The following is a 12,827-nucleotide window of genomic DNA, read 5'->3' as shown; positions in this document are numbered from 1 at the left end:
GCATGTTGCCGCAGAAAACCCGGCAACAGACGTTGCAGTTTTGACGAACGGCGCTGAAAATAGCGCCTGTTTGTGTTTTCAAAAGCAGTAACTAACTTTTTCAGGGCAGTGAATAACGGTGAAGGCGTGTCTACGGCAGACGTATTGAATGCGGACGTATTGAGTAAAGAGATGCTGGCGATGCAGGTGCTGCGCGAAACCTTCGGCTACCAGCAATTTCGACCTGGCCAGCAGGCTATTATCAATGCCGCCGTCAGCGGACGCGACTGCCTGGTAATCATGCCGACCGGCGGGGGGAAATCGCTGTGCTATCAGATCCCGGCGCTGGTGCTGGATGGGCTGACGCTGGTGGTATCGCCGCTGATTTCCCTGATGAAGGATCAGGTCGATCAGCTACAGGCTTACGGTGTGGCGGCGGCTTGTCTCAATTCCACCCAGAGCCGTGAGCAGCAACAGGCGGTGTTCAGCGCCTGCCGTCGCGGTGAGCTGAAGTTGCTGTATATCGCGCCGGAACGGCTCACCACCGATGGGTTTCTCGAGCAACTGGCGCACTGGAATACGGCGCTTATCGCCATTGATGAAGCACACTGTATTTCCCAGTGGGGACACGATTTTCGCCCGGAATACCGCGCGCTGGGGCAGATTAAGCAGCAATTTCCCGCGCTGCCGATTGTGGCGCTGACCGCCACTGCTGATGAAACTACCCGCCAGGATATCGCCCGTCTGCTGGATTTGCGCGACCCGCTTACCAATATCAGCAGTTTCGACCGCCCGAATATCCGTTACACGCTGGTGGAAAAATTCAAACCGCTCGATCAATTGTGGTTGTTTATACAAGGACAGCGCGGCAAGAGCGGCATCGTGTATTGCAACAGCCGGGCCAAGGTGGAAGACCTGTGCGCCCGGTTGCAGAATCGTGGTTTGAGCGTCGGTGCCTATCATGCCGGGCTGGAGAATGACCGCCGCGCCCAGGTGCAGGAAGCGTTTTTACGCGATGACCTACAGGTGGTGGTCGCCACCGTGGCGTTCGGCATGGGCATCAACAAGCCTAACGTGCGTTTCGTGGTGCATTTCGATATCCCGCGTAATATCGAATCCTACTATCAGGAAACCGGCCGCGCCGGGCGAGACGGCCTGCCCGCCGAGGCCGCGCTGTTCTACGACCCGGCGGATATGGCCTGGTTGCGGCGTTGTCTGGAAGAAAAGCCGGCCGGTATGCAGTTGGATATCGAACGGCACAAACTGAATGCGATGGGGGCGTTTGCCGAAGCGCAAACCTGCCGCCGTCTGGTGCTGCTCAATTATTTCGGTGAGAACCGCCAGCAAGCCTGCGGCAACTGCGATGTCTGTCTCGATCCGCCCCGGCGCTACGACGGACTGGTAGACGCGCAGAAAGCGTTGTCCTGCGTCTACCGCGTCGGGCAACGATTCGGCATCGGCTATATCGCTGAAGTACTGCGCGGCGCTAATAATCAGCGCATCCGCGAATTCGGTCACGATAAACTGCCGGTGTACGGCCTGGGTAAGGATAAAACGCAGGAACAGTGGGTCAGCATTTTGCGCCAATTGATCCACCTCGGGCTGCTGGCGCAGAACATCGCTCATCACTCCGCGCTGCAACTGACCGAGTCGGCGAGGCCGGTGCTGCGCGGCGAAGTGCCGCTGCAACTGGCGGTGCCGCGCGTCATCAGCCTGAGCAAGCCGCGCGCCAGCCAGAAAAGCTACGGCGGCAATTACGACCGCAAGCTGTTTGCCAAGCTGCGTAAACTACGTAAATCTATAGCGGATGAAGACAATATTCCGCCGTACGTGGTGTTCAGCGATGCCACGCTGTTGGAAATGGCCGAACTGTTGCCGGTCACCGCCAGTGAACTGCTGGCGGTCAATGGCGTTGGCCAGCGGAAACTGGAGCGATTTGGCGCTCCCTTTATGACGTTGATCCGTGATCATCTGGATAACGGCGACGACTGATGCGTGCTCAGTCTGCCAGCCGGGTCTTCGCCTTTGCTGGCACGTAAAAAAAGGAATAAACATGGTGATGCTGTTTCTCACGGTGGCGCTGGTGCATTTGATTGCGCTGATGAGCCCGGGTCCGGATTTCTTTTTTGTTTCCCAAACGGCGATTAGTCGTTCCCGCCGCGAAGCGCTGGCCGGAGTGCTGGGGATCACGTTGGGTGTGCTGGTATGGGCCGCCATCGCGTTGATGGGGCTGCATCTGCTGTTGGAGCGCATGGCCTGGCTGCACCGTATTGTTACCGTCGGCGGCGGCTTGTATCTGTGCTGGATGGGCTGGCAGTTGCTGCGCTCGGCGTTGCGTAAGCGTGACCATCAGGGAGAGGAAACCGTCGAGGTGGCGTTGCCGCAACGGGGTAAAACCTTTATGCGCGGTTTACTGACCAATCTGTCTAACCCTAAAGCCTTGATCTATTTCGGCAGCGTGTTCTCGCTGTTTGTCGGTGACGACGTGGGGGCCGCCGCGCGCTGGGGGCTGTTCGCCCTGATTTCTCTGGAAACCTTGCTGTGGTTCAGTCTGGTGGCGCTGGTGTTCGCCTTGCCGGTGATGCGTCGCGGTTATCAACGGCTGGCGAAATGGGTGGATGGTCTGGCGGGCGCGCTGTTTACCGGCTTTGGTATCCACCTGATTATTTCGCGTTAATTTTCTCTGGCGGGAACAGACTCGCCGCCGCTGTGCGGGCGACGAGTCTGCAAACCAATAACCTAGCTTATCTTGCCTGAAACCGTTGCTCAGGCTTTGCGTGCCGTCGCCAGCAGTGCGCCGACCAGCATGAACAGCGACCCGAAGGTCCGATTCAGTTGTTTGAGCTGACGTGGGCCTTTCAGCCACAGCGCGATGCGCCGCGCCAGCGTGGCATAACCAATCATCACGACCACATCCACGACCACGGTAGTGACGCCCAGCACCAGATACTGCATTGCCTGGGGCTGATGCGGGATAATAAACTGCGGAAACAGCGCCGCCAGAAACACGATGCTTTTCGGGTTGGTCAGGTTAACCAGAATCGCCCGTTTGAACAGCCGACGGCGCGGCATACTGTTAGCCAGCGTCTGCAAGTCCAGCGAGCCGGCGCTGCGCCATTGTTGAATACCCAACCAGATCAGGTAAGCGGCGCCGAACCATTTCAGCATGTCAAACGCCAGCACCGACTGAGATAACAACGCCCCCAGGCCGATACCTACCAGCACGATGTGGATAACCAAACCCAGTTGCAGCCCGGCGATGGAGGCTACCGCGCCGCGGTAACCGTGGCTGATGCTGGTGCTCATGGTGTTGATGGCGCCGGAGCCGGGCGACAGGCTCAAAATTAATGTGGTGACAAGGTAGGTTAACCACCAGTCCTGGGTCATGGCTGCGCTCCCTGATTGCGGTTTTTTATGCCACAATACGCCAATGCCTGTCTTTGTGCCATAGCTCACAAAAATCAATCCGATCGGCATGATTGACCTCGGGAGAGCCTGATGAATCCTTATCCGGAGTGCCTGCTGACCAGAGAATGGCAGTACGCCGCATTTGTTACCGGGCCGCTGCTGGATTTCTGGCGACAGCGTCAGGAAGGGATGTTCATCGGCGTGGATGACGTGCCTATCCGTTTCGTTCGTTTTACCTCGCCATTGCACCAGCATCTGGTGGTGGTATTGCCCGGCCGTACCGACAGCTACGTGAAATACGCCGAGGTAGCCTACGACCTGTTCCAGTGCGGTTACGATGTGTTGATGATGGACCACCGTGGTCAGGGGCGTTCCGGCCGGTTGCTGAAAGACCGTTATCGCGGGCATGTTAAGCGCTTTAGCGATTATGTGGACGATGTGGCGACGCTGTGGCAGCAACAGGTGGTGCCGGGGCGCTATGCAAAACGGTTCGCGCTGGCGCATTCAATGGGCGGTGCGATTCTGGCGCAGTTTCTGGCGCGTCAGCCCCAGGCGTTCGATGCGGTGGCGCTGTGCGCGCCGATGTGCGGCATCCTGCTGCCGATGCCGCGCTGGCTGGCCTGGCGCATTCTGGACTGGGCCGAGCGCCATCCGGCGATACGAGACTATTATGCCATCGGCACCAGCCCGTGGCGTCCGCTGCCGTTTATGGCCAATGTGCTGACCCACAGCCATGCGCGCTACCGTCGCCATGTGCGTTTTTATGCCGACGACCCGGATTTGCGTATCGGCGGCCCGACTTATCACTGGGTGCGGGAAGCATTGCTGGTGGAAACGCAACTGTTGCCACAGGCGGCGGCGATCACGACGCCGTTGCTGCTGTTGCAGGCGGAAGAAGAACGGGTGGTGGATAACCGCAGCCAGGACGCCTTCTGTCGGGCGCTGGCGGCAGCCGGTCACCCGTGTGCGGATGGCCGGCCTTACGTCGTTCGCGGTGCCCGTCACGATATTCTGTCGGAAAAGGATGCGATGCGGGCCGACGCCTTCGGGCGAATTTTGCAACATTTCAACGATTATCATTAATACGTCTGAGCGGTCATACCGCCCGGCACCAGCGGAGGTTGAATTTCAACGTATGTACCCGATTGTTGCTTCCGATCTGGACGGCACACTGTTGTCGCCTGATCACACCTTGTCACCCTATGCTAAAGAAACCCTGCGCCTGATGACGGAACAGGGCATTCATTTTGTGTTTGCCACCGGTCGCCACCATATGGATGTGGCACAGATTCGCGATAATCTGGCGATCAGCGCTTATATGATTACCTCAAACGGCGCACGGGTGCATAACACCGACGGCGAGCTGATTTTCAGCCACAATCTGGACCGCGATATCGCCCAAGAGCTGTATGGCATGGTCTATCACCATCCGGAAATCATGACTCATGTTTATCGCGACGATGAGTGGTTTCTGTGCCGCTCTCGTCCCGAGGAAGAGCGCTTTTTTACCGAGACGGTGTTCCGCTACAAACTGTTCGACCCGGAAACGCTGGGTACGGACGGCGTCGGCAAGGTGTTTTTCACCTGTGAGGATCACGACAAACTGCTGCCGCTGGAAGAGGCGCTGAACGCGCGCTGGGGTGATCGGGTGAACGTCAGTTTCTCCACCCTGAGCTGTCTGGAAGTGATGGCGGGCGGCGTATCTAAAGGCCACGCACTGGAACAGGTGGCGAAAATCCTCGGTCACACCATCAAAGATTGCATCGCCTTCGGCGACGGCATGAACGACTATGAAATGCTGTCGATGGCGGGCAAGGGCTGCATCATGAGCAATGCCCACCAGCGACTGAAAGACATGCTGCCGAACAACGAGGTGATTGGCACCCACATCGAACAAGCGGTGCCAAAATACCTGCGTCGTCTTTATTTCTGAGACGGCTGGGAGTCCTGCGTTGAATGCAGGAACGCGACGGCCTTGTCGGGGAAATCCGTGAACAGGCCGTCCACATCGGCGCGCCGGTAGAGCAAGGCATAAAGCGCGTTGACGTCGCCGACGTACTTCGGCAGCCGATCGGCGCGCACGGTGTAAGGATGCACCACCATGCCGCTGGCGTGCGCTTCTTTTACCAGCGAGCTGACGGCGACGTTGCCCGCTTCGCCGCTGAGCAGCATGTGATAATCGGGGCCGACGCCGTCGGCGTAGCGGGCGATTTTCTGCATCGCGCCCGGTTTGAGCATCCAGTCGTAGTCATAGTTGACCCAGCGTCCGTCCGGCTGTTGCTGTTGCGTTTCCTGCCAACGGGTTTCGGCGATCAGTTGCACCAGTTTCAGGCTCATCCCCAACGCGGGTTCCAGTTCGGTTTTGATGCGCTGTAGCTCGTTGGCGTCAAAGCATTGCAGATAAACCTGATCGCTTTTTTGGCGGTAGCCGTACTGTTTCAGCACCTCCAGCACCGCGCGGGAAATATCTTTGCCTTCCTGACGATGGAACCACGGCGCCTTGATTTCGGGGTAGATGCCGATGTTTTTGCCGGTTGAGTGGTTCAGCCCCTGAATGAATTCGATTTCATCCTGAAAGGTGTGAACGCGAAAGTCTGATTTGCCCATCGGGAAGCGGTTCGGGTAGCTCTGTACCGGCTTGCCGTCTTTCAGGTCAAACCCTTCGGTGAAGTTAAGCGAACGGATTTCCGCCAGCGTAAAGTCGATGGCGTAGTAACGGCCGTCGGCGCGCGCCCGGCCGGGAAAGCGGCTGGCGACGTCGGTTACACGGTCAAGGTAGTGATCGTGCAACACCACCAGCGCGTCGTCTTTGGTCATCACCAGATCTTGTTCCAGATAGTCTGCGCCTTGCGCATACGCCATCGCTTTGGCCGGCAGAGTATGCTCCGGCAGGTAGCCGCTGGCGCCCCGGTGGGCAATGACGATTTTCTCGCCGGTCTGCGCCAGCGCACAAAGGGACATCGCCAGCGCTGCACCGGCCAATAATGGTTTGAACAGAGGAGTCATGTCAGCGTCCTTTTTCAGTGGGAGAAAGAAAAGCTGTGTGAGTGGTGATGATGAAAACGAACAGAACTCCCCGCCAGTCCGGTATGGACCGGCGGGGATAATGCTCATGGTTTACGGTAAGTAAACCATGACGAGATGACAGAATCAGGCGCGCTTCGCCAGTTCTTCTTTATGTTTTTTCTCGTTGATCATAGTCAGAATCAACAGCAGCACCGCCAGTACGCTACCGCCGATCATCACCATGAAACCGCCGTTCCAGCCGAAGAAGTCTACGGTGTAGCCGACGATGGCGCTGGCTGCCACTGAGCCGCCCAGATAGCCGAACAGACCGGTGAAGCCCGCGGCGGTGCCGGCGGCTTTCTTCGGCGCCAGTTCCAGCGCGTGCAGGCCGATCAGCATTACCGGGCCGTAGATCAAGAAGCCGATGACGATCATACAGAGCATGTCTACGTTGGGGTTGCCTGCCGGGTTCAGCCAGTACACCACGGTGGCAATGGTCACCAGACTCATAAAGAACACGCCGGTCGCGCCGCGGTTGCCTTTGAACACTTTGTCGGACATCCAGCCGCACAGCAGCGTGCCCGGAATACCCGCGTATTCGTACAGGAAGTACGCTATCGACGATTTATCCAGCGCGAAGTGTTTCACTTCTTTGAGGTAAGTCGGCGACCAGTCGAGAATGCCGTAACGCAGCAGGTAGACGAACACGTTGGCAAAGGCGATGTACCACAACAGTTTGTTGGGGAACACATACTGCATGAAGATTTCTTTCGCCGTCAGTTCCTGTTCGTCTTTTTCGCTGTAATCCACCGGGTAATCGTTTTTGTATTCTTCGATCGACGGCAAACCACAGGATTGCGGCGTGTCGCGCATCATGGCGAAAGCGAACAGCGCGACCAGAATGGCGGCAAAGGCCGGCATATAGAGTGCGGCTTTCCAGTCCTGGAACCAGGCCATACCCAGCAGGAACAGCAACGGCGGGATGCCGCCGCCCACGTTATGGGCGCAGTTCCAGATAGAGACGATGCCGCCGCGCTCTTTCTGCGACCACCAGTGCACCATAGTACGACCGCACGGCGGCCAGCCCATGCCCTGGAACCAACCGCAGATGAACAGCAGCACGAACATCACCATGATGCTGGAGGTCGCCCACGGGACGAAGCCCATAAACAGCATCACCGCGGCGGCCAGAATCAGACCGGCGGGCAGAAAGACGCGCGGATTAGAGCGGTCCGACACTGAACCCATGATGAATTTGGAAAACCCGTAGGCGATGGAAATACCGGACAGTGCGAAGCCCAGGTCGCCTTTGGAGAAGCCTTGTTCGATCAGATACGGCATCGCTAACGCGAAGTTCTTTCTGACCAGATAGTAGGCGGCGTAGCCAAAAAAGATCCCCAGGAAAATCTGCCAGCGCAACCGGCGGTAGAGCGGGTCTACCTGGTGTTCCGCCACGCGCGGACGATGCGCCGCAGGCTTGAAAATACTCAACATAAATAAACAATCCCCGATAGTTATTTTCTATAACGCTCGCCAGCGTAGCGAATGCGCGTAGTCCTCGATGTGAGTAAACGCGCAATTGTTACACTTTTATGACGTAGGGCGCTATTTTGAGCTTTAGATAACACAAATGAAATAACCATTTTTCATTTTTGAGTGATTTGAATCACATATTCGGCGTCATGCCGCCATTTAATTTTCGTTTTTTGAGTGTTTTTGTTCTTTATCAATCATTGCAGCGGCGTTTTATGTCCCACTAGACGCAGACGGCTCCGGATTGAGGTAAAACGGGAATGGCGAACAACGGTTTGCGGCGAGAAACGGATGTAGTGATTATCGGCGGTGGCGCTACCGGCGCGGGGACGGCCCGCGACTGTGCGTTGCGCGGGCTGCGTTGCCTGTTGCTGGAACGGCACGACATCGCCACCGGCGCTACCGGCCGTAATCATGGACTGCTGCACAGCGGGGCGCGTTATGCGGTCACCGATGCGGAATCCGCCCGCGAATGTATAGAGGAAAACCAGATTCTGCGGCGCATCGCCCGCCACTGTATCGAGCCGACCGATGGCCTGTTCCTGACGTTGCCGCAGGATGACCTCGATTATCAAACCCGCTTTATCGCCGCCTGTCAGCGGGCGGGGATCCGGGCGCAGGCCATCGATCCACAAGAGGCGCTGCGGCTGGAGCCGGCCGCTAATCCGGCGTTGATCGGCGCCGTGCGTGTGCCGGACGGCACGGTCGATCCCTTCCGGTTGACCGCCGCCAATATGATCGATGCCTGCGAGCATGGTGCGGAAGTACTGACTTACCACGAAGTCATCGGATTGATCCGTCAGGGCGATCGTGTCGTCGGTGTGCGCGTTTTCGACCATAAACGCCAGCTAGCTAACGAAATTTATGCGCAAGTGGTGGTGAATGCGGGCGGTATCTGGGGGCAGCGCATCGCTGAGTACGCAGACCTGAATGTCCGCATGTTTCCGGCCAAAGGCGCATTGCTGATTTTGGGCCACCGCATCAATAACCGGGTGATTAACCGCTGCCGGCCACCGGCTGACGCCGACATTCTGGTGCCGGGCGATACCATTTCGCTGATCGGCACCACCTCAACCCGTATCGATTACGACCAGATAGACAACATGACGGTAACGCCGGCGGAAGTGGATACGCTGATCCGTGAAGGCAGCCTGCTGGCGCCGCAACTGGCACAGACCCGCATTCTGCGTGCTTACGCCGGGGTGCGGCCGCTGGTGGCGAACGATAACGACCCGTCCGGGCGTAGCGTCAGTCGCGGCATTGTGCTGCTGGACCATGCCAGCCGCGACGGTCTGGAAGGTTTCGTCACCATCACCGGCGGCAAGCTGATGACCTACCGGCTGATGGCGGAATGGGTGACGGATAAAGTGTGCGAAAAACTCGGCCACCAGGTTGCATGTACCACGGCATCGCGACCGTTGCCGGGGTCGGAAGTCGCGGACCCGGATACGCCGCAGGCCGCCTCGTCGCTATCGGCGCCGCTGCGTGGTTCCGCCATTTACCGCCACGGACATCGTGCCGTAGCGCTGGTCTCCGGCCAGCGGGTGGACAGCAGTCTGGTGTGTGAATGCGAAGCGGTGACGGCCGGTGAAGTGCGTTACGCAGTGGAGTCGTTGCAGGTTAATAACCTGACCGACTTGCGCCGGCGCACCCGCGTCGGCATGGGAACCTGCCAGGGGGAACTGTGTGCCTGCCGTGCGGCCGGTCTGTTGTGCCGTCTCGGGCAATCCACGCCGCAACAGGCGGTATCGCAACTGAGCCAGTTCCTTAACGAACGCTGGAAAGGTATGCGTCCCATCGCCTGGGGGAACACACTGCGGGAAAGCGAATTTACCAGTTGGATTTATCAGGGCTTGTGCGGACTGACCGAACGCCCGGAACAGGAGGGCGGCGATGCGTTATGACGTGGTGATTATTGGCGGCGGGCTGGCGGGGCTAGTCTGCGGCATTCGCCTGCAAGAACAAGGCAAACGTTGCGCCGTAGTGAGCAGTGGACAAAGCGCGTTGACTTTTGCGTCCGGCGCGCTTGATTTGCTGGCGGCACTGCCGGACGGCACCGCGGTCGAGCAGCCGTTGACCGCGCTGGACGAACTGGCCGCGCAGGCGCCGCATCACCCTTACACTCTGATCGGTAAGGCGCGAGTCAGCCAGTTGGCGGCGGACGCCGAAGCCCTGCTGGCGCGTTGCGGGCTATGGTTGCGGGGGGAAAGCAGCGGTAACCATCAACGCCTTACTCCACTGGGCAAGTGGCGTCCGTGTTGGTTGAGCCCATCGGACAGCGTGACGCGTGGTCTGGCGGGGTCGCCGGCGTGGCGGCAGCCGTTGGTCGCCGGTATTGAAGGGTTTATGGATTTTCAGTCCCGGCTGGTCGCCGGAGAATTACAAGCGCAGGGGATCGCGGCGCGCGCCGACGATCTGCGCTTACCGCTGCTGGACGCCCTGCGGCAAAACGCCAGCGAGTTTCGCTCATTGGCGATTGCCCGGCTGTTGGATACCCCGGCGGGGATCGCGGCGTTGGCGGAAGAACTGCTGACGCGGGCAAGCGGCAATGATGCCGTGATACTGCCGGCCTGCATCGGTCTGGAGGCGCAAGCGCAACTGAATACGGCGCTGGGTAAACCGGTGGGGCTGCTGGCGACGTTGCCGCCGTCGTTGCCGGGTATGCGGTTGCATCAGGCGCTGCTGGGGCGTTTTCGTCAGACCGGCGGGACACTGATGCCGGGAGACAAAGTCTTGTCGGCACAATCGCATGAAGCGGGTGTGGCGTTGTATACCCGTAGTCACGGCGAGGTGCCGTTGCGGGCCGAACATGTGGTATTGGCGAGCGGCAGCTTTTTCAGTAACGGTCTGGTGGCCGAACGCGATCGGGTGGTGGAACCGGTGTTTGGGCTGGACGTCGATTTTCTGCCGGTTCATGAGGACTGGAGTCGACCCAATCTGTTTGCGGCTCAGCCGTACCTGCAATTCGGGGTAGTGGCGGATGCGCAGTTGCACCCGGCTATCGGCGGTCATACCCAGTCCCGGTTGTATGCCATCGGTTCGGTATTGCGGGGATATGACCCGTTACGACAGGGATGCGGTGGTGGGGTTTCACTGCTGACCGCGTTATACGCCGCCGAGATGATGATAAGGGAGAACCCATGATGAGCCGGGCTGACACCAGTTTCGAGAATTGCATCAAGTGTACCGTCTGCACCACCGCTTGCCCGGTTGCGCGCGTCAACCCGCTCTATCCGGGGCCGAAACAGGCGGGGCCGGATGGCGAACGGCTGCGGCGCAAAGACCCGGCGCTGTTTGATGAAGCGCTGAAGTATTGTACTAACTGCAAACGCTGCGAGGTGGCGTGCCCATCGGATGTCAAAATCGGCGATATCATCCAACGCGCCAAAGCCAGCCATAGCCAGCACCGCCCGACGCTGCGCGATGCCATCCTCAGCCACACGGATCTGATGGGGGCCGTCGCCACGCCGTTCGCGCCGCTGGTCAACAGCCTCACCGGGCTGAAACCGATGCGTCAGTTGTTGGACAAGGCGTTGAAAATCGATCACCGCCGCCAACTGCCGCGTTATTCCCACGGCACCTTCCGCAGTTGGTATCGCCGGCAGGTGGCGCACCAGTTGCAGTTTGAAGAACAGGTGGCCTATTTTCACGGTTGTTACGTCAACTACAACCACCCACAACTGGGGCGTGACCTGATCCGCGTGTTTAACGCCATGGGGGTTGGGGTACAGTTGCTGACTAAAGAGAAGTGTTGCGGTGTGGCGTTGATCGCCAACCGGTTTCTCGATAAGGCGCGCAAACAGGCTCGTTTCAATCTGGCTTCGCTGGATGATGCCATCAACAGCCGCGGCTTGCCGGTCATCGCCACCTCGTCCAGTTGTACCTTCACGCTGCGCGATGAATATCCCCATTTGTTGGGGCTGGACAATCACCACGTGCGCGACGGCATTGAACTGGCGACTCGCCACCTTTATCGCTTGTTGGATCAAGGCCGGACACTGCCGTTACAACCTTTGCCGCTGCGGGTGGTGTATCACACCCCTTGCCATTTGGAACGTATGGGGTGGACGGCGTATACCCTGGAACTGCTGCGGCGTATTCCGGGGCTGGAATTGCAGGTATTGGATTCCCAGTGCTGTGGTATCGCCGGCACCTACGGTTTCAAGAAGGAAAACTACGATACCGCGCAAGGGATCGGCGCACCCTTGTTCCGGCAGATAGAGGCGAGCGGTGCTGATCTGGTGATTACGGATTGTGAAACCTGCAAATGGCAAATTGAAATGTCTACCAGCAAAACCTGCGAACACCCTCTCAGCTTACTGGCTAAAGCATTGCCAGCGTAACGGACTGTAGTGGATTGCCGCCCTCTCTGTTTTTTCTACGAGAGGGCGCTCTTTTTTCATTTCCCTTTCATTCTGAATGGTTAAATGTTAACCATTTGATTCTGAAAAAGTAATCTCTCACGTCTATGACGAAACGGCCTGAACGTCAGGCAGTGCGGCCTTCTCAGGTATGATTTTTCTTTGAATTGAACAAAAAAACGCTTTACAGATGCAAATGATAATGATTATTATTGCCATGCGTTCCGGGAAAGCCTAATGAATCCATTCTTGTGACTCATCGCGGTTTTGCTGTGAAGGCACGACATTGCTCACATTGCTTCCAGTATTACTTAGCCAGCTCGGGTGCTGGCTTTTTTTTGTCTCGGTTTTTTAGGAAACTGGATTCCATTTACTTCCTTATTTGCGTGCCATCCCTGGCCGCCACCCTACGGGCCGTCGCGTTGCGACATCAAAAATTTCTCCCAGAAATTTTTTGTGGCGAGCCATCCCTGGCCGCCACCCTATGGGCCGTCGCGTTGCGACGTCGAAAATTTCTCCCAGAAATTTTTTGAATAGAGC

At 58.0% G+C, this 12,827-nt stretch carries 10 protein-coding genes; 7 read left to right on the top strand and 3 right to left on the bottom strand.

Annotation, left to right across the window (positions count from 1 at the left end; all coding sequences use genetic code 11):
- Nucleotides 1-126: 126 nt before the first annotated feature.
- Together recQ and rhtC are read left to right on the top strand one after the other, a co-directional pair.
- Nucleotides 127-1,971 (top strand): ATP-dependent DNA helicase RecQ, encoded by a 1,845-nt coding sequence (recQ, locus tag FDP13_RS10755; RefSeq protein WP_033576424.1) that lies wholly within the window; start codon nt 127-129, stop codon nt 1,969-1,971.
- Between the two features lie 61 nt (nt 1,972-2,032).
- On the top strand, nt 2,033-2,656 hold the full coding sequence (rhtC, locus tag FDP13_RS10750; protein WP_012767977.1) for a threonine export protein RhtC: 624 nt from the start codon (nt 2,033-2,035) through the stop codon (nt 2,654-2,656).
- A gap of 89 nt (nt 2,657-2,745) precedes the next feature.
- On the opposite strand, the gene rhtB is transcribed toward rhtC, so the two are convergent.
- Nucleotides 2,746-3,366: a homoserine/homoserine lactone efflux protein gene (gene rhtB, locus FDP13_RS10745; protein ID WP_012767978.1), complete on the bottom strand. Its 621-nt coding sequence runs from the start codon at nt 3,364-3,366 to the stop codon at nt 2,746-2,748.
- Nucleotides 3,367-3,477: 111 nt separating this feature from the next.
- On the opposite strand from rhtB, the gene pldB reads away from it, so the two are divergent.
- A complete protein-coding gene (gene pldB / locus FDP13_RS10740; RefSeq protein ID WP_143839430.1) occupies nt 3,478-4,470 on the top strand; it encodes a lysophospholipase L2 in 993 nt (330 codons plus the stop codon).
- 52 nt (nt 4,471-4,522) lie between these two features.
- Nucleotides 4,523-5,320 (top strand): sugar/pyridoxal phosphate phosphatase YigL, encoded by a 798-nt coding sequence (gene yigL / locus FDP13_RS10735; protein ID WP_033576400.1) that lies wholly within the window; start codon nt 4,523-4,525, stop codon nt 5,318-5,320.
- On the opposite strand, the gene glpQ is transcribed toward yigL, so the two are convergent.
- Nucleotides 5,311-6,393 carry a glycerophosphodiester phosphodiesterase gene (glpQ, locus tag FDP13_RS10730; RefSeq protein ID WP_143839429.1) on the bottom strand — a complete coding sequence of 361 codons (1,083 nt, stop codon included), beginning with the start codon at nt 6,391-6,393 and terminating at the stop codon, nt 5,311-5,313. The two genes, yigL and glpQ, sit on opposite strands and share 10 nt — an antisense overlap.
- A 144-nt stretch (nt 6,394-6,537) precedes the next feature.
- Nucleotides 6,538-7,887 carry a glycerol-3-phosphate transporter gene (gene glpT, locus FDP13_RS10725; RefSeq protein ID WP_033576398.1) on the bottom strand — a complete coding sequence of 450 codons (1,350 nt, stop codon included), beginning with the start codon at nt 7,885-7,887 and terminating at the stop codon, nt 6,538-6,540.
- A gap of 299 nt (nt 7,888-8,186) precedes the next feature.
- Between glpT and glpA the strand changes: the two genes are divergently transcribed.
- Genes glpA through glpC form a run of 3 tightly spaced genes read left to right on the top strand, consistent with a single transcriptional unit; the run spans nt 8,187 to nt 12,269 of the window.
- Nucleotides 8,187-9,830 (top strand): anaerobic glycerol-3-phosphate dehydrogenase subunit A, encoded by a 1,644-nt coding sequence (gene glpA, locus FDP13_RS10720; protein ID WP_143839428.1) that lies wholly within the window; start codon nt 8,187-8,189, stop codon nt 9,828-9,830.
- Entirely contained in the window at nt 9,820-11,070 is a 1,251-nt protein-coding gene (gene glpB / locus FDP13_RS10715; protein WP_143839427.1) for a glycerol-3-phosphate dehydrogenase subunit GlpB, read from the top strand. The genes glpA and glpB overlap by 11 nt, the downstream gene beginning before the upstream one ends.
- A complete protein-coding gene (gene glpC / locus FDP13_RS10710; RefSeq protein WP_143839426.1) occupies nt 11,067-12,269 on the top strand; it encodes an anaerobic glycerol-3-phosphate dehydrogenase subunit GlpC in 1,203 nt (400 codons plus the stop codon). The genes glpB and glpC overlap by 4 nt, the downstream gene beginning before the upstream one ends.
- The last annotated feature ends 558 nt before the right edge of the window (nt 12,270-12,827 follow it).

This window comes from Dickeya sp. ws52, assembly GCF_007210685.1.
Classification (GTDB): Bacteria; Pseudomonadota; Gammaproteobacteria; order Enterobacterales; family Enterobacteriaceae; genus Dickeya; species Dickeya chrysanthemi.
Note: the sequence above shows the minus strand (reverse complement) of the source record. Positions and strands in the feature narration are given on the sequence as shown.

Excerpts from the sequence above, each read along its gene's own strand:
- rhtC (WP_012767977.1), top strand. The coding sequence starts at position 2,033 with ATGGTGATGCTGTTTCTCACGGTGGCGCTGGTGCATTTGATTGCGCTG.
- rhtB (WP_012767978.1), bottom strand. The coding sequence starts at position 3,366 with ATGACCCAGGACTGGTGGTTAACCTACCTTGTCACCACATTAATTTTG.
- pldB (WP_143839430.1), top strand. The coding sequence starts at position 3,478 with ATGAATCCTTATCCGGAGTGCCTGCTGACCAGAGAATGGCAGTACGCC.
- yigL (WP_033576400.1), top strand. The coding sequence starts at position 4,523 with ATGTACCCGATTGTTGCTTCCGATCTGGACGGCACACTGTTGTCGCCT.
- glpQ (WP_143839429.1), bottom strand. The coding sequence starts at position 6,393 with ATGACTCCTCTGTTCAAACCATTATTGGCCGGTGCAGCGCTGGCGATG.
- glpT (WP_033576398.1), bottom strand. The coding sequence starts at position 7,887 with ATGTTGAGTATTTTCAAGCCTGCGGCGCATCGTCCGCGCGTGGCGGAA.
- glpA (WP_143839428.1), top strand. The coding sequence starts at position 8,187 with ATGGCGAACAACGGTTTGCGGCGAGAAACGGATGTAGTGATTATCGGC.
- glpB (WP_143839427.1), top strand. The coding sequence starts at position 9,820 with ATGCGTTATGACGTGGTGATTATTGGCGGCGGGCTGGCGGGGCTAGTC.
- glpC (WP_143839426.1), top strand. The coding sequence starts at position 11,067 with ATGATGAGCCGGGCTGACACCAGTTTCGAGAATTGCATCAAGTGTACC.